Below are 24967 nucleotides of genomic sequence, written 5' to 3' on the forward strand. Positions count from 1 at the left end.
CATATGTTGAAGGTTGCAATTGCAGAAGATGATTTCCGCGTCGCACAAATTCAAGAGGAATTTTTATTAAAAATAAAGGATGTAAAAGTGATTGGAAAAGCATTGAACGCGAAAGAAACGATGGAACTATTACAAAAGGAAGAAATCGATTTGCTTCTATTAGATAATTACTTACCAGATGGAATCGGAACCGACTTATTACCACAAATCCATGCCGACTTTCCAAGCGTTGACGTTATTATGGTTACTGCCGCAAATGAAAATCATATGTTAGAAAAAGCAATTCGAAACGGCGTAAGTAACTACCTTATAAAACCGGTCACGTTAGAAAAATTCGTTCGCACAATTGAAGACTATAAAAGAAAAAAGCAACTATTACATAGTAACAATGAAGTAAATCAAGCACTCATCGATAATTTCTTCGGGACTTCGCAAACACAAGACATAAAAAACTTACCGACTGGTGTGGATCCGTTAACGCTGCAAAAAGTGAAGGGGATTATAAAAGGATTCGAAGAGGGCATTACAATAGAAGAAATGGGAGAACAAATGGGGGCCTCCCGAACAACCGCAAGAAGATATTTAGAATACTTAGTAGCGACAAACGAATGCACAGTAGAGTACACATACGGCATTATCGGACGACCAGAACGAAAGTACCGAATAGGAAGAGGACTATGAAAAAACGATTATTACTATGTATATGGATCATGACAGGAGTAATAGCAGGTTGTTCCTCGGAAAAATCCCATACGAATACAGTGAACATCGACAAAGTAGAAATCGTTGCTCCAAACGTTCAAGGAGCAGGATGGGACTTAACAGCACGGGCGATGAAAAAAACGCTAACAGAAGAAAAAATCTTCACAAAACCAATCACAGTCACAAACAAAGTAGGTGGCAGCGGTGATGTCGGATGGAAATATACGAAACAAAAAGGTGGTCACGTACTCGCGATTAACTCAAGCTTACTCATAACGAACAACCTACTAGGCCACAGTAAACTAACATATAAAGACTTCACGCCGCTTGCGCTACTTGCATCGGACTGGGAAGTTGTTGTCGTATCAAAAGAATCAAACATAGAAAATGCAAATCAACTAATGGAACAACTAAAACAAAACAAGAAAAACTTCAAAATCGGAGTTGCCCCCGGCCTAGGAAACGACGATCACCTATCCTTCGTACAAGTAAGCAAAGCATTCGGCATAAACCCAGCCGAACTACAATTCTTCGTCTACGAAAACAAAGAAAAAATCATAAACGCCCTAACGAACAAACAAATCAGCGCCGCAACCATGACCCTATCCGAAGCCGAAAAACAATACAAAGCCGGCAAAATAAAAATACTAGCCGTATCCGCACCAAAAAGGCTAGACCGACTACCAGAAATCCCGACATGGAAAGAACAAGGAATCAACGTCATATTCCGACACTGGAAAGGAATTATGGGCCCGAAAGATATGACGGAGGAAGAGGTTGCTTATTGGGATGGTGTTATTAAGAGGATGGTGGAGAGTGAGAGTTGGAAGGGGATTTTGAGGGAGCGGGGTTGGGAGAGTTTTTATAAGGGGAGTGGGGAGACGAGGGGGTTTTTGGAGGAGAAAGTAAGGGATATGAGAGGGGAGGGCTGAAAAATGTGGAGGATATTTAATATGTTTTTAGATATAGGGGATTGTGATTGGTAATTAATGTTATATATAAATTTGATTATGTTTATTTAGCCTTCAAGTATTTTTAAAAGGAGTCTTGTCATGTTATGATATTTACTTATTGTAAACATAATAACTGAAGTGCATTTCGTACATAATATAAGAAGTTTTTTTGAGCTGATATTTAAAAATAATTCCTTCCAGTTATTGATTTTTACACCCATTGAATGGTATGCTGCTGTATAGAAGGAAAAGTAGAATGTATGTTCTTGAGAGGTATGAATGTAAAGTGAAAAATAATATGGATGAAAATTTAGGAAAAAAGTATAAAATAATTGATTTATTTGCAGGCGCTGGCGGGTTAAGTAATGGTTTTGAGCAAACAGGAAGATTTGAAATAGTTGGAGCTGTAGAAATTAATAAGGAAGCTGTTGAGACTTATATATGTAATCACCAAAATAATAAAGAGATAATAATAAAACCAAAAAATAGTGAAATAAGTGATATAAGTAGCATTAATTTTCATGAGTTTATGATGCGAAAAGGAATTGATCCATCAGAAACGGTAGTAATTGGTGGACCACCCTGTCAAGGTTTTTCGAATGCTAATAGACAAAAAAATTATTTGATTTCAGGTAATAATCAACTTGTAAAAGAATATGCACGTGCTATAGATACGGTTAGACCGGTGGCTTTTTTAATGGAGAACGTTAAAACGATGAGTTCCCCTACTCATAAGTTTTTTGTCACAGAATATGTAGAAGATTCAATTTGTATATATAGTTCTGAACAACATTTAAGTGATATAAGCGGTGATGAAGAACCTTTTTGGCAAGAAGATGAATTAATTCTACTTGAAACTGATAAAGTAGAATATGAAAATTTACTTAACCAAATTTTAAATGTTACATGTGTGCAACCATTTATTACAAGTGAAATGGAGCTTTCAAGAATTAGAAGTGTAGTCCGCAAATTGAAGAGGAAAAAGCTTTATAATCCAATTGGCCTTAAAGAGAAGAAAGAATTAAAAGAGATTCAAAAAATTATAAAATCCCTTTCTGAATATAAGTTTGGTGAATTAGAAGATGAAGAATGTCTGGTGAATATAGTTAATGAAACTGTCGAGTCATTTAAGAAACTGACTCAAGGTAATAATACGAGTAATGAAGAAACATTAGCGAGCTTACAGGGATTTGTTGAGATTAATCAACTATTAAGATATTTGAGAGAACTTGAAGAAGAGCGTATTGTAAAATTAGGAGATCCACTCGTATTGGTTGATCAAACATTAAAGGTTATTGTTAAAGTAAAGTCCTATAATATTGTTGTATATTTAGAAAAGTTTTTTAAGCATTTAGGGTATGAAGTAGAGAAAGGGACAGTTTATTCAAATGACTATTTTGTTCCGCAAAAACGTCAAAGATTTATGATTTTAGGAATAAAATCAGGTGCTACACAGTATAAGGAAATTAAATTTCCTGAGAGATATACTCAAATAGATTTTACTGTGAGAGATGCAATTGGCGATCTAGAAGGTATTACTCCTGCTAAAAGCACTGAATCCCACAAGATTGACTATAATATTGAGCTGAATAAAACTGTAATGCAGCATTATTATCGTTCAGGTATGAACGATAATGTAATTTATAATCATATAAATACAGACAGTGAGCCATTAAGTCAGCAACGTTTTGAAGAGATAAAGAGAACTGATGGTAAAAACTTCCATAGCCTCTCATCTGAGCTTAAGGACGTGTCATATACGGATGCATCTAGAACACAAAATACGGTATATTTGAGATTAAATTATGATACCCCGTCACCAACAGTTATTAATGTTCGAAAGTCAATGTGGCAACATCCGACGAAAGCTATGGCATTAAGTATAAGGGAAGCAGCTAGATTGCAATCTTTTAAGGATAATTACATCTTTAAGGGATCTAAAGATAGACAATATCAACAGATTGGTAATGCGGTACCGCCTTTGATGGCTAGAGCGATAGCTGAGAAAATGTTGCATTACTTAGGAGAAGAGCCTAATCAATATTTAAAGGATGATTTCGAATAGGATAAAAACAGCAATTCATTTGTGAATGAATTGCTGTTTTTTTTTTACGAATTTGCTAGAATAATGTAAGAGTAAAAAAATGGGTGGTTATTATGGATACAATTTATACAGAACCTTCTGCAACTCCTGTAATTCAGGCTTTGAGAAGTATTGGTTATAATGCAAGAACAGCAATTGCTGATATTGTTGATAACAGCATTGATGCAAAAGCTACATATGTTCATCTTGAATTTGAATATGATATGGGAAATGGGTATATCAGAATAGAAGACAATGGAATTGGTATGACAGATGAAGAATTACAAAAAGCGATGACGATTGGTTCAAAGGATCCTAGGGATAAGAGGGGGAAAGAGGAACTAGGGAGATTTGGGATGGGATTAAAAACAGCATCTTTTTCCTTAGGGAAAAGATTATGTATTATTACCAAAAAAGATGGAATAGTTTCAGAGCGTTGTTGGGATTTAGACTATGTTAGTGACGAAAATGAATGGCTCTTATTCAAATCAATTCCCGCTGAAGTTAAGGATAAGGTGGGCCATATAAAGGAAGAGAATGGTACTGTTATTTTTATAGATAGATTAGATAGATTTTGTGGATTTGGGACACATAAAATATTGAAGAAAGAGAGCTATTATTCAAAAATAAAGCGTATACATAAATATTTAGAAATGGTTTTTCATATAAAGCTAGAGCAGGGATTGTTAATCACTATAAATGGAAATAGCTTATATCCTTGGAATCCATTTTTAGAAGGAAACCAGAGAAGAATTGAAGGAGAAGAGCAAGTAATAAGGGTAAATAAAAAGTTAGTCAAAATTACCCCATATGTTTTGCCACATCCATCTACATTTAATCAAGTAGATTATAAGTATGCTGGTGGTGTAAAAGGTTGGCGTGATCAACAAGGATTTTATATATATCGAGAAAATCGATTGGTTAGTTTTGGAGACTGGTTTGGTATGTTTTCGAAGGAGGTGCCGTCAGAACTAGTTAGGATAAAAGTAGAATTTTCAAATGAAGCTGACGATGATTGGAAGATCGATGTGAAAAAGTCTGTTGTTTCTATTCCGGATGAAGCTAAAGAAGATTTAATGGCAATAGCAAAATATTATCGACAGCTATCAAAGGAAATAATGTTATATCGTACAAAGGCTACTCGAACAGGTGAGAAAATAAAGGGTACTTTAAATACATGGGAACTAGCTAGTGATGATGTGAACAGTGTTTATATTTTAAATCGAACACATCCGGTATTAACCGATATTTTAAAAACAGTTAATGATGATGTGAGAAGAAAGTTAAACGTATATCTTAAATTGATTGAACTGGGTTCGCCTAATAATCTCTTGAAAACCGCTAATATGGTAAAAAAAGAAGTGCAGCAGATTGATGAAAAATCAAAAAAATTAATCATTGATTATGCTGAAATCTTATTTAGTACAGGTATCCAATTAGATGCTGAAAAGGTTGCGGAAACAATTTCTATGATGGCGGGATTTGAAGGTATAGAGATTTATACAATTAGAACAATTATTGAGAAAGAAGTGGATATAGATGTATCAAGTAATACGTGATGAATATCTAGGCATTGTAGAAAATTTATACATTGCTTTTAAGAATACTGGTATAGATAGACCATTAGAACTAGCTATGGAAACGGCTAGAAAGAAGATTATCAAATCATATATGGGTTTGGATGCGGATATGTTAGAAAGTATATCTTTAGAAGTCTATTCAAAATATGCTTCAATAAATGTTCAGAAAGCAAGCGTGATGAGAAGTAAAGATAATCATCCGTGGTTTAAAGAAGCACATCCTAACTATTCTTATTTTTGGCCGCGTTATGAAAGATATTTAAAAGAAATTAAAGAATGGTCCCAAGATACAGTTGAAACTATTGATTCAACAACAAATGATATTTTGAAAAGCCTTGGTAATCCGAAAGGTAAAGAAGACTTCGATAAAAGAGGTTTAGTTTTAGGGTATGTACAATCTGGAAAAACAGCAAATTTTACAGGCCTAATTAATAAGGCTTTTGATGTTGGATATAAACTAGTAATTGTTTTAGCTGGTATGCATAATGACTTGCGTTCTCAAACACAATTGCGCTTAGAACGTGAAGTGGTTGGAACAGTAGATACAATTACTGGAGAGAAAAAAGGGGTAGCAGTTATTAGAAATGATGGTACACAAATTGAGACTTGGACTACAGTGCAAGATGATATCTCTACTAATAATGCAATTGGTATTAAAAATTTAGATAAACCAATATTACTTGTGGTAAAGAAACAAAAAGATGTACTCCCTAAATTAATTGAACTATTACAACGTAGTATTAATCATTCAGGTATGCAACCACCAGTGCTAATAGTAGATGATGAAGCAGATCAGGCTAGTGTTGATGCTTCGGGGAATAAGGTGGATGATCCTAGTAAGATTAATCAGTTGATTAGACAACTACTAAGTTTGTTTAATAAAAAATCTTATGTTGGGTATACAGCCACACCATTCGCTAATTTACTAATTAAAGCGGATGCCGATCACGCTGAAGTTGGTAAAGATCTATATCCTAAGGATTTTGCAATTGGATTACCTAAACCAGAGGCGTATTGTGGCCCAGCAGAATATTTCAATACAACAGGTTATACGGATGACAATAAGCCAATGTTTATTAGACATTTAAGTTTAGATGATATTTCTATATTAGACAAACTTAGAACAAAAGAGGATGCAGGATTCTTTACTGAGGTTCCTAAATCTATGCAGGAATCTATGTTAGCCTTTTTACTTTCTACAGCAATTAGAAACCTAAGAGGTCAGCGTGGTAATCATAATTCAATGTTAATTCACACATCAAGACTTACAGATGTTCAAAATTCTATGTGTGGTGTTATTAAAGACTTCTATAAAAAATTATCAAATGACCTAATATATAATTCAAAAAGTGAATATATAAATAAAATAAAATACCTTTATGAAAATGATTTTTTGGAAATTCAAAATAATTTCGAGTGTTATAACGAATTTCAAGTGTTTACTTGGGGTGAGATTTATAAAGAAATTAAAGATGTAGCAAGAAAAATTGAAGTAATGGAGATTAACGGAGAAAGTGAAGAAGTCCTTGAGTATGATAAATATAAAGAAAATGGATTATATGTAATTGCAATCGGAGGCAATAAATTATCACGCGGTTTGACATTGGAAGGTTTAACTATTTCTTACTATTATCGTGGTAGTTCTATGTATGATACATTAATGCAAATGGGGCGTTGGTTTGGTTTTCGTAATGGGTATATGGATTTATGTCGTATTTATACGAGTAATGAAATTGCTAAAAACTTTGAATATCTTGCTAGAGTCATGAGGGAATTAAGGGAAGAATTCGAAAAGTTAGCAAAAGATGGTGCGACGCCTGAAGAGTATGCGATAAAGATGTTAAAACATAAGACAATGAAGGTTACAAGCCCAGCAAAAATGGGAACAGCTGAATCGCTTATTGATTATACAGGAACAATGCAGCAAACACGTAGTTTTGAAAAAAATAAAGAGTTCTATATGAATAATATGGAAGCTACATTTCAGTTTATTAATAATATAGAACAAGATTTTAAACTATATAGAAAAGATACTAAGTACCATATTGCGAAAGATGTTCCTAGTCAATTTATTATAAGCTTTTTGAAGAATTACAAAACGATTTCTTCAGCAAGAATTGTTAATAGCAAAAAAATTGCTGATTATATTGGCAAAATGAATAAGGAAAAATTGTTAGAGAAATTCAATGTAGCTGTTGTAGATATAACAGAGGCTACATTAAGAAGTCAGAAGACAATCGATTATGGTATTACCCCATGGAAGGTCAATTTAGGAAAGATATCAATAGAAAGTGCAGTTATTCGTAGTGTTAATTATGCAAAGAGTAAAGGGATTGGTACTGTAGACTTAGGAGCCATTGTTGCAGCAAATCAAGAGTTTATTGATATTGAACATAAGACTATAGATAAAAAAAAGAATAGAAAGTTAAGAGAAAATGAAAATCCACTTATTTTAATTTATCCATTGCATCCTCAAGTTAAATCATTTAAAACATTAAATATTGATTTTAATGAAAATCTTGTTCCAATTGGTTTAGCATTTTCATTCCCAGATGTAGTATCAGTTACAGGTATTAAATCTGGAGAACGAGTTGGAGAAAAGGGCGACTATATTTACAATAATACAGTTGGAAAGGGTGCTTCTAATGATTAATATCTCAGAAAGATTCAAGTTATTAATCGAACAATTAAAAAATGAGGAATCAGATGATGTTTACCGTTTAGAGCCTATTTACTTTCAAAAACCATTTATATTAATTGGGATAGATCTATTAAATCTACAACGAAGAATTTATGTTGATATTACGAATGAAAATTGGGATGAAGAGCAATTACAATCTTTCCCAAAATGGCGGGGTATTGATATAGGACAAGAGTATTTTTCTCAAATTGGCCCATTAAAAGAAAAAAATTTCTTAGTCATTTCTCAAATTGTAGAGGAAGGCGAAGAAATTTTTGAGCGAGTGCTACAAAATTTAGTAGATCATATTTTAATAGAAGAAGAGTTACCATTATATACAGTAGTATATGAGGTTTTAGATCGTTGGCATAACTTTTTCAAGCGGAAATGGGATTCTAAATTAACTCTTGAAGAAGAAATGGGTTTATTTGGAGAGCTTTATTATATTAATAAATGGCTTGAGAATTTCCCGCAAGAGCCTCCATTGATTATTAAAGATTGGAAAGGTCCATTAAAAAATCGAATAGATTTTGTGAGTAAAAATAGTGGTGTAGAAATTAAAACCGTGGCACCTAGAATAAGAGATGAAATTAAAATTTCGAATGAAAAACAATTAGAGCTTAATCCAGTTACTGATAGATTGTTTTTATATGTATTAAAGGTTGAAGTAAATGAATCAGTAGGTAAGTCTCTTCAAAACATAATTGAAGCAATAGAAAAACAACTTATTGAGCGAGCACCTTCATTAGCGGTAAAATTTAACGATCTACTATTAGAGGTTGGGGTAATGAGCGAAGATTATGATGAAAATTATTTTTTTGTACATGAAGAGTTAGCATATAATGCGAATGCGAATTTTCCAAAGTTGACTTCGGAAAATTTACCAATAGGTATTACTAATGTTTCATATTCAATAGATTTATCACATTGTAATAATTTTAAGGTTTCGTTAGAAGATGTATTTAATTTGAAATAAGGGTGATCCGGAGTGAATGAAACTAAAAGGAAATTAGATTTTTTTTATGAATTTATTGACACAATTGAACAAAAGGGAAGAGTTTTAGGTAGTAGGCATAATCCTTTTTTACAGGAGATGTTACCGTTTATAAATATTGAAGATGAGCCAGCGATTATGTATTTCAGCAAGAAAGAATCCAAGGTTCAACTAAATGGCTATTTATATCAAGAAGATATAAATACCTTGAATTTATATGTAGTAGAATATGAACCTTTTTTTGAAGAAAGTGAATTGCCTATTGCAAACATGACATTCTTGAAGGAATATGCCAATAAAGCAAAGCGTTTTTATACAAGTGCCGAACAAATTTTACAATTAGCGGATCGTTCCATGGAATATTATGATGTGACAAAAATGATTGTGGATAAAAAGGGCGAGATTGAGGAGATTAATATTTATGTAATTACAAGTAAATTTTATCTTTCAAATAAACCTATTGATTTAACTATTCCTAACATAGAAACCGTAAATGTACATGTTTGGGATATGGATCGTGTATTTAAATTATCGGAAGCTGAACAAGGTATACGAGAATTCGATATACATTTTGAATCAGAATACGGTTCAGTGTTACAAATGATGCATATTCCAAATGAAAATGAGAATGGATTAATAGATTGTTATATTGGTGTTATCCCAGCGAAGCTCCTAGCTCAATTGTATGATGAATGGGGACCGAAACTAGTTGAACGAAATGTCCGTTCTTTTTTACAAGCACGTGGTGGAACAAATAAAGGAATAAGAGATACGCTAAAGGATGCAAGGCAGCGTGAATTATTTATTGCTTATAACAATGGTATTTCAAGTGTTGCTAAGGCAGGGGATATTGAAAGAATCGGGGACTCTAATTTATTTAGTATCAAGACACTAACAAGCTGGCAGATCGTTAATGGTGGACAAACAACCGCGTCTATACATCAAGCATATAAAAATGATATTGATTTAGAAGGAGTTTATGTACAAACAAAGCTTACTATCATAAATGTTCCGCAAGAGATAGAAAATAATGATACTCAAATGGATCGACATGTGTTTGAAGATGAAATGATATCGAAAATATCTGAATATGCTAATACACAAAATAAAATTAATAAATCAGATTTACTTGCGAATACTCGTTTTATGTCTGATATTGAAAAGTTTTCCCGCAATATATGGATCCCGACACAGGATAATCGTAAAGAAGAATCTAAGTGGTATTTCGAACGTGCGCGTGGACAGTATATGGTTGATATTGGTAGACGTTCAAAAGGGAAAGAACAAACTGCTTTTAAGAAAATGTACCCAAAAGAAAACGTCATAACAAAAGTAGAAATGGCGAAATATTTCATGTCTTGGGAAGGATTCCCATATGTGTCTAGTAAAGGTGGGGAAGAAGCGTTCAAACGTTTTATGGACCTCAATAGTCTATATTGGAAACAAAGTTCTATTACAAATGATGAAGGTGAAGTAATCAAGAGTATTCTAAGTATTGATAATGAGTACTATAAAAAGCTGATTGCTAGAAAGATTATTAATGCATTTGTAACTGGAATTGTGGAAAGTATGAAGCTAAAAGGTTATAGAGCAAACGTGATCTATTATACAGTCGCGATGTTAAATTATTTATATGGTGAGGAAATTGATTTAATAGAAGTTTGGCAGCATCAGGCACTTTCAAATAAATGGGATGATGTTGTAAGAACAATAGCAAATAATGCTTTAAATTACTTAAGAGAATCTGCAGGTGATCAAAACGTAACACAATGGGCGAAGAAAGAAGATTGTTGGAAAGGGTTTATTAAAGAGTCGGCAGTTGTATTAAGTGGCATGATTTAGTTAGAGGATAAAAACAATGCTAACGAACATTGTTTTCATTTTGTGTAAAAGAGAAGATATTATTGATGAGGTAGGGGAAGCCAATTGTATAAAGCATTAATTATAGCAGTCGATCAATATAAAAAGGTGAGTCACCTTCCGAATACGGTAAATGATGCCATGGAAATTAAAAGATTACTTCTAGAATCTCCTTCTTTATTTGAGGAACAAGATGTTCAAATTTTTCATGGATCTATTTCGAGGAAAGCGATTTTACAAGCCGCATTAAGTTCTTTCTTCCAAGGTGCTAGTAATTCAGATGTATTATTTCTTTTTTGGGCAGGCCATGGAGCGATTATTGAGGGCGAAGGCTACTTTGTTCCTTATGATGGTGATGTTCAATCGGTAGGAAACTCGATGATACCGATGCACACAGTGAAAGATTTAATCGATCAGACCTTTGCGAATACAGTGTTATCTTTCTTTGATACTTGTCACAGTGGTGCTGTAACAAGAATGATACAAAATGAAATGGCTAGGGGGCTTGAAGTGAAAGGATCTGGAAAAGTTCTTATTGCAGCATGTACAGAGAGTCAAGGAGCTTGGGATCGATTAGGTCATGGAGCATTTACCGATTATTTAATTCGAGGTTTAGAGGGGGAGGCCTCTGATCGAAATGGAGATATTGATGTATATAATTTATATTCTTACATAAGTAAAAAACTAAATGAAGAATTTGGAAATCAAGATCCAGTTATAAAGAGTACACTTAATGGAAAGCCACTGTTATTAAAAAGAGTTGTTAATAGAGGAACAGAAATGGGGAATATTGAAGTTTTAGAAGATCCTAAAAAAGAATTAATAGAAGGATCTGGAGCCAACTTTTTGTTAGGAAATACAATAGTAGAATATGACGAGTATCAAGAAGTAGCGGTTGGTGAATATAGAATAACGGTTCTTAACCCTGGAAATAGAATTGAAAAAGCTATAAAAGATATGCGTGGTTATAATAAGTATCCATTTGCAATTCGTAATGAAGCAGATGTTGTTAAGGTAGAACATGTGGATATAAAAGCATCTAAGGAAAATACAGTTCTGACGATTAATCTTAAAAGTACAGGGGAGAATCGAAATAATTTCTTGTCTGAGATGTCAGTTGGAGGTGGATTAGGCCAGAGTTTATCCGCTGATCAAATAGCAATATTGCGTATTAGAAGAATTTTATTTGGAGAAAGCAGTATTCCGAATGGATATAACGCTACTTTAGTTGAAAGTATGATTCTTAACCCTGCAAATGCGAAAATCAATGTAATTCCTAATTTATTAGAAAAGTTGACAAATGAGGGGTATAGTAAGCTGAAGATACGTATAATGATAGTTGCATCACTTATATTAACAGGTACATTAGAATGTATTGAAACTCTATCTTTTACGGTTGAAGATGATGTGATTACGAAAATTAATTTAATTGGCTATCGTCCAAAATATTATTCGAATGTTGATCCAGTCAAAGTGGAGATAGAGGAATTTATTAAGCATTCAGATGTCTAATTCTTCTCGGAGTCTGCTTATTCTACAAGTTTAGATGGATAACAAATATTTTAAATAAAGTCTTTATCCTAGTAGTTACTTAATTTATTTTGAAAGATTAATTTGATATATATTTGATAATTAATTTTCAAAATGGAATAAAAAAATACGACTCGAACCTTATAGTTTCGAGTCGTATTTTTCTTTAATTTTTGTTTCTAAATTTATTAAATTAGTTTTCTTTTTAAAAAAATCTTTATTAAGAATATTCTTCCCTAAGTCAACCTCCAAATATAACAATCCGAGTTCGTTTAAATGATTTTTCAGAGCATCTTCTCTACCACCATATTCATGGATCCATGCAAATCCATCATTATTTATAAAAACAGTTGGTTCAATATAGTTATTTGAAACAAAAACATTGCAATGATATGAAAGATAATTTATTGATTGCACATCAGGGTCTATTGTCTGTTTGCATATACAAATAAAATCTATAGAATCTATCCAAGCGTCGATCCAGTATATCCAATCCTGTAATTCGGGTGTATTGAACTCAACTATATTATACTTGTGTAGTTTATTATTAAATGTATTGAAATATAGTTCTTTAGGAGTATGATATTTTTTTATCGCATCTCTTAATGAAACTACATCAGAGACTACGATTTCTTTAAAATTTTTAAGATTAATGATTTCAGATGTTAATCTAGTGATCACGGAATGCAAAATAATATTATTATTATATTTTTCGCTGATTGTATTAAGCTCGTTTTTATTAATTGGACCAACGAGCAAAAAAAGATCTAGGACCTCATGTAAAAAATCTTTTACAAAATCTTTAATTAATATGGGAAGATTACGGATATAAGGAATGTTCATAAAATACTCAAATAACAAAGAACATTCCAGAAATTTGGTTTGTTTATAGGTAAGATAATTATTTTTATTGGAAAGCTGTAAGTTAATTAATTCCCTAAAGTTACCCCGTGTCTTGTAGAAATATTCTCTTAGTTCATTTACCGAAATATTAGTATTCATTCTCGAAGCGATTATTAAAAACTCAGACCATTCTAAGTTAGATAAGTGAATGAATTCTCTAACAAGAGAGGTCATTAATGAATTATTGTATTGTAAATCTATACATTTTTCTTTATCTATAATAATGAAAAAAGATAAATCACTTTCTAAAAAAAGTATCTTATTTTCTAAAATGAATTCATTAAAACTTATGTTATTCATTTTATCTAATTCGTCTAGGATGAAAAAAATCTTATAATAATTTGCAAGAAGATTTAAGATTTCAATTAGCTCATTTTGTACTTCGTCTTTATAGAAATTTTTTGTTTTTATGATTTTTGTTTTGTATCTATCTATATTTTTGTCAGAAGTGTTTTTAGAAATATTCGCCTTAAACCCTAAAATCTTAAATGGAATACTTATTGAGGATTCAGAAAGGGCTTTAAATTCTTTGGTTAGAGCATATTCTTTATCGCTAATTTTTTCGTGAACTATATTATAAAAAATTTTTTCTTTTAATGATTCAATATGAGACTCGATTTTTTGTTTTATTTCTAAATCAATTTCTTTGATGTCTAAGTCTATCTTTTGTATGTAGGTGAATATATCTCTAAAAAAATTACTATTATTGTTAGTTAGATTGAAATTAAAAAATAGATAGTTATTTTTATTTTTATATTGGTTTACATAATAATTCATAATAGTAGATTTACCGACGCCCCTATTTCCAGAAAGCACTGTTATCCCAGGAATATGTTGATCGATTATCTTTTCGACCCTATTTATTTTTTGGAAGTGCGTAGGTGAAAATATACTAAGTTTAAGTTGTTCATTTTTTAATGGCTTTAGTGTAAAGTCTCTTTTCAAAAGTTTCTCCCCCTGTGTTTTGTATAATCCAAATACTGTAATTTTTATTATACATAAAAATTACAGTATTTGGATTGTTTTTTGTACAGTTATCTTGCACAAGAATTAATATGAAGTGCAACCAATTTTAGTAAATAGGAGAAAAAATATTAGTAGGTATTTTAAAAACTGAAAGTGACTATGAAACATATAGAAAGAATGGTTTAGATCAGTTACCAGTCACACAGTTAAAACAAGGATGGCAAGAAGCAAAGTCCATAGCATTATATGCACCGAAAAAATGGTACAGAGAAAAAAGGTGGTATTCAATACTTAGCAAAAATCAAACACATTCAACTGCAACAAAACGATGGGTATGTACACCTTGAACTAAATCCATGGGAAAAACTGCATCACCGCATACGTCCAGTGGGATATGGCGTTCAAACATACACAATAACAACTACGTCTTTATTAAAAGAAGTACAAGAAATTCTAGAACTATTCATGAAATCAAAAGAAGAACGAATTCTTTGGAAACGCTGTGCCTTTTTACGAAGCAAGTTAAGGGTGAGTGGGATCGTCGTAATTTGGATGAGGCTTCTTCTTTTAAGAGCTATTATGTTGCAGGGTATTCAGGTTTGGGTTGGTTATGAGAATGAGGTTCTTGTGGTGGGGAGAGGATCGATGTTGTTTAGGGAAGTTTTAGAGATGCTAAATGTTAGAGAATAACTATATTCTATTTGAGAAGATTGCTCAAGAGTTTATTAGGACTAAGCAGTTTAACGATGTTTTTGAAAAAATGTAGAGAAAGAGTTATGGGTCTCTCGAAATAGAAATAGAACCCAGGACTATCTATTTTATATTAATGAGTTGATTTATCTTCAATTTGATTGGGAAATATAAAAAGATAAAGCTCGCCAATTTTATTTTAGTTAACAACGAAGACGTATGAATGAGTAATATTTTGTATGTGTAAATTTGGTGAAGACACTTAAGCAGTTTTTTATTTACAAAGTAATTTCAAAGTGTTTTCGGGATGTTGAAAAGTTACACTGATAAATATATGGTTCGCATAGTACAGTAAAGAACCTATATTTTGCATCTTTAATAATGTAAATTAGTTATGTTGAATATAATTCGATGAAAAGATCGAATTAATGTGCAACTCGATGAAAAGATCGAATTAATGTGCAACTCGATGAAAAGATCGAATTAATGTGCAACTCGATGAAAAGATCGAATTAATGTGCAACTCGATGAAAAGATCGAATTAATGTGCAACTCGATGAAAAGATCGAATTAATGTGCAACTCGATGAAAAGATCGAATTAATATGCAACTCGATGAAAAGATCGAATTAATGTGCAACTCGATGAAAAGATCGAATTAATGTGTAACTCGACGAAAAGATCGAATTGAAGTATAATTAGACGAAATAATCGAGAGAGAGTATTAATATAAGAAATTAAAGTGAGTTTTTAATGATCCTTTAAGAAAACGCATAATCCATATGAGAAATACCTTAATTATTAATTGTTTAAAAATAGTCTTACCAATTAATAATTAAAGTATTATAACTAATAATTACATATAAATGGCTGAATTAAAAAATTTAAATTCGTCATTCAGTATATAAAAATGATGTATGGAGGTAAGTTATGAAGAAGCCTGTTTCAGTCTTTATAATGGATGTTACCAATTCTACTTCAAAAGGAGATTGGAATGAATTAACTAGATATTTGAAAGAGTGGGAGGGTATTATAAATAGCTGGAGTCACAATGAGGTAATAATAAAAGCAAAGCATCGTATGGGAGATGAAATATTATTAGTAGGTGATCACTATGCGACAGCGTATATAATTGCTTTTTACATGGAGATGCATTGGAAATTCAATGATCAAAAGCCTTATTTTGGTGTATCTTTTGGTTGTATTGAGGAGGATCTAGAGCATATTGAAATTGATTGGTGGAATCATCCTTTAATAAAAAGAGCAAGAATTGCGAATGAAAAAATTAAGAATAATCCCAACAGAGATACATCTGTGATTTTCGATATATGTGAGGAAGTATCAAATTTTGAAAGAGGAAAACAATTCCAAGATACAATGAATTTATTGGTACAACTTCAAAATAAGTTAATGGATGATCAAACTAAGCAGCAAAGGCTAATCTCTTCTTTATATACAATATTTAAAGAACAAAAAAAAATTGCACAAGAATTGAATAAGACATCGTCAACTATTTCGAGCCATTTCCGAAAAGGTGACAGTGAGATGATATTTAAAATATTTGAACAATTACAAGATTCGTTGGTGCTTACAGAAACTATAAACAGTCAAAAAAACGTGGAAGAAATTAAATCAATAACAAATGTGCTTAACAATATCATTAGAGAGCATATTAGAAGGAACTTAGATAAGTTTTATCCCGAATTAAATATACAAGGTGAGTAAAGTAAATGAATTTACGTAATAAATTTTAGGGTGAGGGAAGCGTTTAAAATGGTTTTGTTAGCATTAATTATTGCACATTTAATAGCAGACTTTTATTGTCAAACAGATAAAATGGTTCAAGATAAACGTAAGTATTTGAAACTGCATTTAATTCATCATGCAATAGTAACATATTGTATATTGTTAATCTTGTTCACTTTAAAAAATGGAATGTTCTTGCAGATGTTGTTGCACGCGGTATTACCAACCTTATGTTTAGTAGTGATAGCTTTTTTGATAGATATAATAAAAATAAACCGTGTAAAAGAAGCAGGAACGGTTCCCAAAATGCATGCAACCACAAAACAGTATATTGTTTTGTTAATTTTTGGTTTATTTTTAATTATATTGGCGTTAAGACATAGTGTCTTTATAGAGATGTTAGTGCAACCATTATTACTAATAGTATGTATAGTAGTGCTGCATTTTATAATAGATATAATAAAAATAGAATTAACAGGTAAATTTAAAGAAGCACATAAAAAAAATTCATGGGAGTTAGGGCTTTTTGTAGTTGATCAGATTCTACATTTCTTATCCCTTTTATTTATTTGTTATTTTATCTTTGATATTGATTTATTAAAGGTAATCAATAAAATTTTGATTTTGTGCCATTTAGTACCGGGTGATAAACTCATTATTTCTCCAATAGATATTATTATGTTTTTGATTATTATGTTTATAATTACAACCACAGTAAGTGGACATATAATTAGATTATTACTTGGGGTATTACCTAATCATCTTGCTCTGTTTGAAGGGAAATATGCGTTTAAAGATCCTTTTAATAAAGACGGAATTTTCAAGGATGATAGTTCAAAAGCTAGCATGTCGGAAGAATACACTTATTTGGTAGTCAAAGGGCAAAATTTTTCAAGAGGGAAAATGATTGGTTACATTGAACGTATATTGGTGATTGTATTAGTAATTAATAATCAATACACAGCCTTAACATTTGTTCTCACAGCTAAATCACTTGCACGTTTTAAACAAATGGATGATAGAGATTGGGCAGAGTATTTTTTACTAGGTACACTTGTTTCTGTCGTGTTAGGAGTAATATATGGAATTATTATAGGGTTTATATTGAAATAAAAAAACAAATTCAATTTAGGTTATTGTTAGAGTAAGCTTAGATATTATAATTTGAGATTAAACTTAGGTGATATTGATTGTAGTGTAGAGATGAGTAGTTAATGGCTAATTATAGGGGGGACATATTCTTCCTCATTTCTTCCTAAAAATACTGTTTCAGCAAAGGGAGCAAATTGTTATACATGAGCCCCCTTGAAAACCAAGCTTTTTTGTATGACCCCGACTGGAACCAGTGATCTCCAGCCTGTCAAGGTGGCGCTCTCCCTGCTGAGCTAGGAGGGAAACGTTGATTTAAAAGGAGGGCAAGGGCTTGTGTAAATGGAATTCTATTGAAAAAGCAGTGATTTTTGCAAGCTATGTGCCCAGTTCGTGACTACAAAATTATGTGCTTAGCTGTCTGTATAATAATGGTAAAGGGAATGAGGTGACTCATTCCTTTTTTGTGTGGTGGGGGGATTTTCCACAATCAGAGGAGTACTTGCAGAGAGAATAAGCATAGGTTGATTTAGCACATGGTATGGAAATCCAGGGTGTCCGAGAAGAAATATGATAGTGTGGAAGCTGAAAAAGAAATAGAATCTTGTGAATTAGGGTTCTCGAAAGAGAAAGTTATGAAAAATGGTACGAATTAGAATCTTATATTTTGTAAGTTATAGATAGATTGAAATAATGGTATATTAATATAGTAATTTTAGGGAGAATCACGATAAATTTTTTGAAATCTAAGAAACTGAAAACGAGATGGACGTTTATGAGTTAGCCTTTTTGAAAGAAGGAGGTGGATACGTAATGGGCGCTATGATATCTGCAATATTAGCCTTCTTAATAGCTTGCGTACTTGTATGGGTTCTGAAAGGGGACTTAAAGGAGCAAGCGAAAAAAACTAGAAATGAATTGGGACAAAAAGCATTACTATGGACAGTGCTTACCGTTGGAACTCTCGTGCTAGTCATTGTATTGGTTATAAATTCTTCTATGAATGAGCCTTTCGGACAGAAAACAGAAAACTCATATTATGACACTACTCATGATGACCCTTATGAGGGCGAGTATGATTGTGAAAGGGATATGAATGGAGTTTGGGTTAATAATGGATGCATCCGTGAACCAATGCCCGGTAAAACGCAGGAGGAAAAGCCTATAACACTAGAAGCAGAGGGGGAACTTATCGTAGACAAGGATATCCCTGCAGGACGCTACAGAGTGACTCCTATAGGTCAAGGAGGTGGCTTTATTGTACGAGATTCTGTAAGGAGACTTACTGTAAATAAAACTTTAGATAGTATTTCAACTGGCGGTGAGGGCTATGTATTCTCTTGTTATAGTGGGGATAAAATCAAAACTCAAGAAGCAGTAAAAATAACTCTAGTCGAGGAGAAAGAGTAATGGCTAGAAAAGGGGTATATTGTTATTCTTTAAATTTTTATATTGCATTATTGTAAATGAAAGGAAAAAGTGTCGAGTTTTATTTAAAATTGAAAATGTTAGCGAAGATATATTTTGATTGGGGAAAAATATAAAACTCTTGAGCGGAAGGTGAGATGAAAAAGAGTATTTCTTTGGAATGCCCTTTTATTTGTACCGTCTTTTATATCCACAACAAACAAGACCTACACTCAAGAAAGGAAAAGAAGTATGGTCATTGTTACATGGGAAACGGGTGCTTTTGACTTAATCTTCTATATCTTTTTTATATAGGTATATTTGATGAGAGTGTCTGTGAGTTCTATAAAAAGTAATAAAGGACATTTGTAATTGGGGGAGGTAAAAATTACTATTTATTATATTTTGTTAATGTTATAATAAAATCGGTATTCTGATGATTTAGTACTTTATATATTTTTTTTGCTGGAGGGAAATTTATGGACTTTTTAACATCAACAGTATTATCGGGCATAGCGTGGGATGGCATAAAAAGCATGGGATACGTAACAGGTGAATATTTAAAAAATCAACTTAAAGAATGGATGCTTGATGAAAAGTCATATGAAACTATAGTAAATAAAATAAACGATATGCCAGAGGATTACAAAAAAAGTAAAAAGTTTCTAGAAGCTGCTATTGATGATGATACACAATTACAAAACATACTTAAGTTAGCTAATGGTAGGGATACATATGGGCAAGATAATAGTGGTACCTTTGACCGCTGTAACGTAGTTTCGGGAAAAAACCATACTATTACTATTAATAATTCAAGTGAAAAAAAAAAGCCGAAATTAGGATAGTAGATATAGACATTGTTGAAGAAGAGGAAGATTTTCCAATTTTAGATATTAAACTTATAAATATTGGTGATGAAGTAGCATTTCTAAAAAAAATTGTATTCAAAATTTATGATTTTTATGAAATGGAAAATCCATATATTATTAATTTTAATAGGGTAGAATCGTCATACACATATGATATGTTATTGTCAGGATTAGAAGGTAAGTCTTATTCGATATCACAATCAATATCACCTAATGGAGTTGATAGGTTTAAAATTAAGCTGGCAAATTCTTTTGGAGACCCTATAATGCCAGCAATTTATAAGTTTAGTATCTTGATAATGTATAATGAAGGCAACTTAAATGCTGAATCCGAAGAAATGATAGTTCCAATACCATCTATCGAAGAGTGTACTGCGTATTATATACAGGAGACTGTAAAAGAAAAGGCAAAAAAGAATTACATAAATTTAAAAAGATTTTATGAAGGAAATGTTGTAAAAAGCGAGCATTTTCTTAGTATTTATGATAGCTATGAAAAGAATAAAACAGATTTTCTTTCATAAAAAGCATAATTGTTCGAGTAATTATGTGGCTTGAACATCTAACCATATATATTTTTTACTAAAAAGAATGAACTGGAAGCAAATCAATTATAAGGGACTCCTACAGGGTCTCTTTTCTTTTGTATATAATGTTCTAACGAATGGAGGTATTACCAATGTTTTATACTCTTTTTGTAAGATTATCCGCTATAATAAACTTACCATATACAGCACAGTTAAGGGCTCCAAGGAGGCTCTTAACGATAAAAGGAAGCATCAAAAAAGATAAAAAAACAGGAAAGTATTTTTTATATTGTAGATATTGGTATTGACCCTTTAACAGGTAAAAGAAAAGGGCATTCATTACCAAAAAAAGAAGCAGAAAATGCTTTAACAAAGCTGCTTTCAGAAGTCCATATTGGAACATACGTAGAACCTAGCAAACTTCTCTATGGTGCATATCTGGAATGTTGGTTCAATATCAAGAAGCACGGTGTAGGTATCCAAACAGCGAAAGTACCGAAAGGCTACTTAAACAGTCGTATCATTCCTTCTCTGGGAAATATCAAATTAGCTAAATTAATATAATTGTATATAAAAAATATTGATTCGCTGCGAGATGAAGAATAAAGAGAGGGACAATCGAGAAAATAATTAAAATCATTCTGAATTCTCTTGAACATGCAATAGATTTAGAGTTAATTACTAAAAATGTTGCAGGAAAAACGGAGTTAGCTAAGGCTAATAGGGAAGAATTAACGGTGTGGAATGAACAGGAAGTACAACTGTTCTTGAAAGTTGTACAGGATAGCAGATATTCTATCGTTTTTCATATGGCTCTTGTGACTGAAATGCGACAAGGTGAATTACTAGGCTTGCGGTGGAAAGATGTTGTTTTAAAAAAGGAACATTTAACTATCAGCCAGACGTTAAGTCATGATGGGAAGACATTTTTGCTTGGAGGAAAGACAAAATCAAGTTCAAGAAAGATACTATTACCTGCATCCACAATAGCGAAATCAAAAAAGCGCAGAGCAGTCGTATTGAAAGAGAAACTGAGTCAAGGTGAGAAATACCAAGACAATGACTTAGTGATGTGTACTCCTCCTGGAACACCAATCAATCCTGCTAACGTGAGAAGAAGTCTAAACGGTTTGATTCAGAAAGTTGCTGTTCCAAAGATTCGCTTCCATGAATTTACTTCATATGCATGCAACCTTACTAATAGGTAAAGGTGTGAACGTGGAGGTGATTTCTGAACGCTTAGGACGCAGTAACATCAAAATCACACTAGACATCTATTCGCAGGTATTATCAACGATACAAGAAGATGCAGTTAAAAAATAGAAGAGATTTTGTAGGTAATGTGACCAATTCTGTGAACACTAGCTTTATATATTATAAAAGCAAACAAATAAAAACCGCATCAAAAGCTAAATTGATACGGTTTTTATCCGTATGACCCCGAGGAGGTTCAAATTCACGAACGCTACCTTATCAAGGTAAATATCTTTTCTCTACAATCCCCTTGCACCTCCCCCAACGTCACCCCCTAACCTAAAGAAGACAAATCAAAAAGGGGGGAGCGAACCACTCATGAAAACCACCACAAAAGAAAAAAGAAACACCATCATCATGCTACTACTCTCAGCCGCAATAGGAATCTTTTCACCATTACTCATGTACATCACACTGGCACGTAAAAATGAAGTGTACAAATATCATTGCCGAAAGGCGTTCAACTTTCACTTGTTAATTTTTCTTCTATTTAATATTAGTTCGCGTATTAGTGATGTTTTGTTTTGGATTGTGTTTGCTTTTGAGGTCCTTCAAGTGATCATTGTTGCGTGGAAAGTAATACGCGACGAGCCGTATCGTTATTTCATTCGAATTCCGTTATTTAAAGAAGATAAGTATGCATTGGAAGGAGAATAGGTGATGAAACAAGAAGTGGAGATAAGGGGAAAGCGATTTTTCGTTATGATTGCATTGTTGTTTATTGCAGTTTATATCGTTTTACGAAGACGAAAATATGAGTACTTTTATGATGGTATTAGCGAGTATGAAAATCGTTATAGAGGGAATGTCCCTTTTTTGTTACTTGTTGTAGGTTTGTTTCAATATTGTAGGCAGAATGAGATGAGTTTTTCTCATATGCTTCAGTATGTGAGAGAGAAGTTAGTAGAGTAGGTGATGATATGGCGTGGATGATTAGTGAGTTTGCAAGTGTTGGGGATGTTACGGTGCGGACGCTTCGTTATTATGACAAGATTAATTTATTAAAGCCGAGTGATTATACTGAAGGCGGGCATCGGTTATATACGAAAGATGATTTGTATGTGTTACAGCAAATTCAATCGTTTAAGCATCTCGGTTTTTCGCTTGGTGAAATTCAAAATATTATATTGCAGCGTGATATTGAGACTGAAGAATTTTTAAGACAAATGAATTTTCAAAGAGAGATGCTTTTGGCGGAGCAAGAAAGAATTGCGAAGGTACTTTCGCATATGGATGAGATGACGAAGAAGTTTCAAAAGGAAGAACGAGTGGATGTTGCTTTGTTTTCTTCTTTTCTTCAAACTTTTATATGGGAGAAAGAAAATAAAGAATGGTTAGAGGAACATTTTTCAAAGGAGAGTGTTCAAACGTTTTATAATAATAAGGAATTAAAAGATAAGTTTGATCGACGTTTTATGGATGTGATAGGGAAGTTGAAAAAGTATAAGGTAGAAGAGAAGGATCCGAGTCATCATGATGTTCAAGTTACTTTGAAGGAATTTTGTAACTTAATCGAAGAGGTAACGAACTACCTTGATATCTCTCAAAGTGATATAGAGGATATAATCAAACAATCAAAAATCCCATTAGCCGAATTCCCCACTCTTTTTACGGGTGAGGAAGAACAGTATATAAAAGAAGCAATCAATAAAATATAGCCTGTAAGTAAACAGTTTCCCTATTAATAAAATGGGGAATCTGTCTTTCTGTTTTATTAAGACTAAAAACTATTTTCGATATCATGCTTTATTCTTTTTTCATTGATCATCATTGTAATACAAATCCTTCCGTTTACTACCTTTATAAGTATTTTTACAGGTAGTTTATTTGATAAGTGTTAATTTTTATTATCTGACAAATCAATCAAATAATTTTGTATTGAAAAAAACATTAAAACATGGGAATATATAGTTTGAATGAAATTAATTGTAATTAAATAAAAAAGTGAGAGGGATAAGCGATTTGAATACTTTATTTGCATTATTATTTGTTGTATGCTTAATAGCATTAATTATTGGGATTATTAAACCTCAATTAGTAGTTAGATGGGGAGAAGAAGGAAAACGAAATAGAAAAAGTGTGTTAAAGTTCTATGGAATAGGTGTAATAGCAATGTTTGTTTTAGTTGGTGTAACTGCTGATGATACGAAAAAGGCAGAAGAGACAAAAGCTGTGGCTAAACCAGCTAAAGCTGAGCAGAAGAAAGAGTTAACAGCTGAGGAAAAGGCAGCAGCAGAACAAGCAGCGGCAGAGAAAGCAGCGGCAGAGAAAGCAGCAGCAGAGAAAGCAGCAGCGGAGAAGGCAGCAGCAGAACAAGCGGCGGCAGAGAAAGCAGCAGCGGAGAAAGCAGCAAAAGAGGAAGAAGAGCGCATTGGATATGAAACAGGAATTACATATGATCAATTAGCTAGAACACCGGATGATTTTAAAGGAAAGAAAGCTAAATTTACAGGAAAAGTTCTTCAAGTAATGGAAGGACAAGGTGAGACTCAATTAAGAATAGCGGTTAATGGAAATTACGATAAAGTATTATACGTTGTTTATAAAAGTGACATTCTAAATTCAAGAGTGTTAGAAAAAGATAATGTTACTGTTAAGGGGAAATCTGCAGGTATATATACTTATAAATCTACTATGGGTGGCGAAATTAGTATTCCAGCAATGTTAGTAGAAAAAATTGATATTAATTAATAAGAAGCAACAAAGCAGTTTAACACCTAGTTAAACTGCTTTTCCATTATAATAGAAGAAAAACCAAACGGAGGGAATTCCCATGCCAACCTACAACAAACTAATCCGAAACAATATCCCACAAATAATAAAAGCTAACGGAAAAACACCCACAACAATAATCCTACCCCAAGACGAATACATAAAAGAAATCTGCAAGAAAACAGAAGAAGAACTAACCGAATACCTAGAAGCAGACACAAAAGAACATAAACTAGAAGAACTATCCGACCTACTAGAACTAATCAACGCCCTAGCCGAACACGAAGGCACAACACTAGAAGAAATCAACAAAATCCGAAAAAAGAAAGCAGAAGAAAGAGGTGGCTTCTCAGATCGAGTCTTTCTAATCGAAGTAACCGATAACTAACCCCTCCTAAGCCCCTTACAAGCCCCTACCAAGTA

At 32.5% G+C, this 24967-nt stretch carries 19 protein-coding genes and 2 pseudogenes; 20 read left to right on the forward strand and 1 reads right to left on the reverse strand.

Features of this window, described 5'->3' with window-relative positions:
* Window positions 1-3 precede the first annotated feature (3 nt).
* The 8 genes from BHV55_RS04885 to BHV55_RS04920 all read left to right on the forward strand — a co-directional run bounded on the left by BHV55_RS04885 (window position 4) and on the right by BHV55_RS04920 (window position 12364).
* On the forward strand, window positions 4-681 hold the full coding sequence (locus tag BHV55_RS04885; protein ID WP_070757293.1) for a response regulator: 678 nt from the start codon (window positions 4-6) through the stop codon (window positions 679-681).
* Window positions 678-1634: a tripartite tricarboxylate transporter substrate binding protein gene (locus tag BHV55_RS04890; RefSeq protein WP_070757292.1), complete on the forward strand. Its 957-nt coding sequence runs from the start codon at window positions 678-680 to the stop codon at window positions 1632-1634. Before BHV55_RS04885 ends, BHV55_RS04890 begins: the two co-directional genes overlap by 4 nt.
* A 277-nt stretch (window positions 1635-1911) precedes the next feature.
* Window positions 1912-3720 (forward strand): DNA cytosine methyltransferase, encoded by a 1809-nt coding sequence (locus BHV55_RS04895; RefSeq protein WP_070757291.1) that lies wholly within the window; start codon window positions 1912-1914, stop codon window positions 3718-3720.
* Between the two features lie 92 nt (window positions 3721-3812).
* Window positions 3813-5297: an ATP-binding protein gene (locus BHV55_RS04900; RefSeq protein WP_000379807.1), complete on the forward strand. Its 1485-nt coding sequence runs from the start codon at window positions 3813-3815 to the stop codon at window positions 5295-5297.
* Window positions 5278-7971 carry a Z1 domain-containing protein gene (locus tag BHV55_RS04905; RefSeq protein ID WP_070757290.1) on the forward strand — a complete coding sequence of 898 codons (2694 nt, stop codon included), beginning with the start codon at window positions 5278-5280 and terminating at the stop codon, window positions 7969-7971. The genes BHV55_RS04900 and BHV55_RS04905 overlap by 20 nt, the downstream gene beginning before the upstream one ends.
* A complete protein-coding gene (locus BHV55_RS04910) occupies window positions 7964-8974 on the forward strand; it encodes a PD-(D/E)XK motif protein (protein WP_070757289.1) in 1011 nt (336 codons plus the stop codon). The genes BHV55_RS04905 and BHV55_RS04910 overlap by 8 nt, the downstream gene beginning before the upstream one ends.
* 12 nt (window positions 8975-8986) lie before the next feature.
* Entirely contained in the window at window positions 8987-10834 is a 1848-nt protein-coding gene (locus BHV55_RS04915; protein ID WP_070757288.1) for an AIPR family protein, read from the forward strand.
* A gap of 84 nt (window positions 10835-10918) precedes the next feature.
* Complete coding sequence (locus BHV55_RS04920; protein ID WP_070757287.1) at window positions 10919-12364, forward strand: caspase family protein; 1446 nt, start codon at window positions 10919-10921, stop codon at window positions 12362-12364.
* 159 nt (window positions 12365-12523) lie between these two features.
* Here the strand turns inward: BHV55_RS04920 and BHV55_RS04925 are convergent, their stop codons facing one another.
* Window positions 12524-14230 carry an AAA family ATPase gene (locus tag BHV55_RS04925; protein ID WP_070757286.1) on the reverse strand — a complete coding sequence of 569 codons (1707 nt, stop codon included), beginning with the start codon at window positions 14228-14230 and terminating at the stop codon, window positions 12524-12526.
* 140 nt (window positions 14231-14370) lie between these two features.
* Between BHV55_RS04925 and BHV55_RS04930 the strand changes: the two are divergent.
* The 12 genes and pseudogenes from BHV55_RS04930 to BHV55_RS04990 all read left to right on the forward strand — a co-directional run.
* Window positions 14371-14941, forward strand: a pseudogene (locus BHV55_RS04930) (restriction endonuclease-like protein); the annotation flags it as partial.
* A gap of 929 nt (window positions 14942-15870) precedes the next feature.
* Window positions 15871-16665, forward strand: a complete 795-nt coding sequence (locus tag BHV55_RS04935; protein WP_070757284.1) for a hypothetical protein — start codon at window positions 15871-15873, stop codon at window positions 16663-16665.
* A gap of 48 nt (window positions 16666-16713) precedes the next feature.
* On the forward strand, window positions 16714-17799 hold the full coding sequence (locus BHV55_RS04940) for a DUF3307 domain-containing protein (protein ID WP_070757283.1): 1086 nt from the start codon (window positions 16714-16716) through the stop codon (window positions 17797-17799).
* Window positions 17800-18588: 789 nt separating this feature from the next.
* Window positions 18589-19185 (forward strand): hypothetical protein, encoded by a 597-nt coding sequence (locus tag BHV55_RS04945; protein ID WP_070757282.1) that lies wholly within the window; start codon window positions 18589-18591, stop codon window positions 19183-19185.
* Between the two features lie 476 nt (window positions 19186-19661).
* Window positions 19662-20027 (forward strand): hypothetical protein, encoded by a 366-nt coding sequence (locus tag BHV55_RS04950; RefSeq protein ID WP_070757281.1) that lies wholly within the window; start codon window positions 19662-19664, stop codon window positions 20025-20027.
* Between the two features lie 290 nt (window positions 20028-20317).
* A complete protein-coding gene (locus BHV55_RS04955) occupies window positions 20318-20575 on the forward strand; it encodes a hypothetical protein (protein WP_070757280.1) in 258 nt (85 codons plus the stop codon).
* 242 nt (window positions 20576-20817) lie between these two features.
* Window positions 20818-21915: pseudogene (locus BHV55_RS27715) on the forward strand (site-specific integrase).
* Window positions 21916-22150: 235 nt separating this feature from the next.
* On the forward strand, window positions 22151-22489 hold the full coding sequence (locus BHV55_RS04970; RefSeq protein WP_070757279.1) for a magnetosome magnetite crystal formation protein family: 339 nt from the start codon (window positions 22151-22153) through the stop codon (window positions 22487-22489).
* 3 nt (window positions 22490-22492) lie between these two features.
* A complete protein-coding gene (locus tag BHV55_RS04975; protein ID WP_000808316.1) occupies window positions 22493-22744 on the forward strand; it encodes a hypothetical protein in 252 nt (83 codons plus the stop codon).
* Between the two features lie 8 nt (window positions 22745-22752).
* The gene (locus BHV55_RS04980; RefSeq protein ID WP_061664124.1) at window positions 22753-23490 is read left to right on the forward strand and encodes a MerR family transcriptional regulator; all 738 of its coding nucleotides are present in this window, start codon (window positions 22753-22755) and stop codon (window positions 23488-23490) included.
* 304 nt (window positions 23491-23794) lie between these two features.
* On the forward strand, window positions 23795-24523 hold the full coding sequence (locus BHV55_RS04985) for a hypothetical protein (RefSeq protein ID WP_016122017.1): 729 nt from the start codon (window positions 23795-23797) through the stop codon (window positions 24521-24523).
* An 82-nt stretch (window positions 24524-24605) separates the two neighbouring features.
* A complete protein-coding gene (locus tag BHV55_RS04990) occupies window positions 24606-24932 on the forward strand; it encodes a nucleoside triphosphate pyrophosphohydrolase (RefSeq protein WP_070757278.1) in 327 nt (108 codons plus the stop codon).
* The last annotated feature ends 35 nt before the right edge of the window (window positions 24933-24967 follow it).

The organism is Bacillus sp. RZ2MS9, from assembly GCF_001816185.2.
Lineage (GTDB): Bacteria > Bacillota > Bacilli > Bacillales > Bacillaceae_G > Bacillus_A > Bacillus_A cereus.

Excerpts from the sequence above, each read along its gene's own strand:
- BHV55_RS04885 (WP_070757293.1), top strand. The coding sequence starts at position 4 with ATGTTGAAGGTTGCAATTGCAGAAGATGATTTCCGCGTCGCACAAATT.
- BHV55_RS04890 (WP_070757292.1), top strand. The coding sequence starts at position 678 with ATGAAAAAACGATTATTACTATGTATATGGATCATGACAGGAGTAATA.
- BHV55_RS04895 (WP_070757291.1), top strand. The coding sequence starts at position 1,912 with ATGTATGTTCTTGAGAGGTATGAATGTAAAGTGAAAAATAATATGGAT.
- BHV55_RS04900 (WP_000379807.1), top strand. The coding sequence starts at position 3,813 with ATGGATACAATTTATACAGAACCTTCTGCAACTCCTGTAATTCAGGCT.
- BHV55_RS04905 (WP_070757290.1), top strand. The coding sequence starts at position 5,278 with ATGTATCAAGTAATACGTGATGAATATCTAGGCATTGTAGAAAATTTA.
- BHV55_RS04910 (WP_070757289.1), top strand. The coding sequence starts at position 7,964 with ATGATTAATATCTCAGAAAGATTCAAGTTATTAATCGAACAATTAAAA.
- BHV55_RS04935 (WP_070757284.1), top strand. The coding sequence starts at position 15,871 with ATGAAGAAGCCTGTTTCAGTCTTTATAATGGATGTTACCAATTCTACT.
- BHV55_RS04940 (WP_070757283.1), top strand. The coding sequence starts at position 16,714 with ATGGTTTTGTTAGCATTAATTATTGCACATTTAATAGCAGACTTTTAT.
- BHV55_RS04945 (WP_070757282.1), top strand. The coding sequence starts at position 18,589 with ATGGGCGCTATGATATCTGCAATATTAGCCTTCTTAATAGCTTGCGTA.
- BHV55_RS04950 (WP_070757281.1), top strand. The coding sequence starts at position 19,662 with ATGGACTTTTTAACATCAACAGTATTATCGGGCATAGCGTGGGATGGC.
- BHV55_RS04955 (WP_070757280.1), top strand. The coding sequence starts at position 20,318 with ATGCCAGCAATTTATAAGTTTAGTATCTTGATAATGTATAATGAAGGC.
- BHV55_RS04970 (WP_070757279.1), top strand. The coding sequence starts at position 22,151 with ATGAAAACCACCACAAAAGAAAAAAGAAACACCATCATCATGCTACTA.
- BHV55_RS04975 (WP_000808316.1), top strand. The coding sequence starts at position 22,493 with ATGAAACAAGAAGTGGAGATAAGGGGAAAGCGATTTTTCGTTATGATT.
- BHV55_RS04980 (WP_061664124.1), top strand. The coding sequence starts at position 22,753 with ATGGCGTGGATGATTAGTGAGTTTGCAAGTGTTGGGGATGTTACGGTG.
- BHV55_RS04990 (WP_070757278.1), top strand. The coding sequence starts at position 24,606 with ATGCCAACCTACAACAAACTAATCCGAAACAATATCCCACAAATAATA.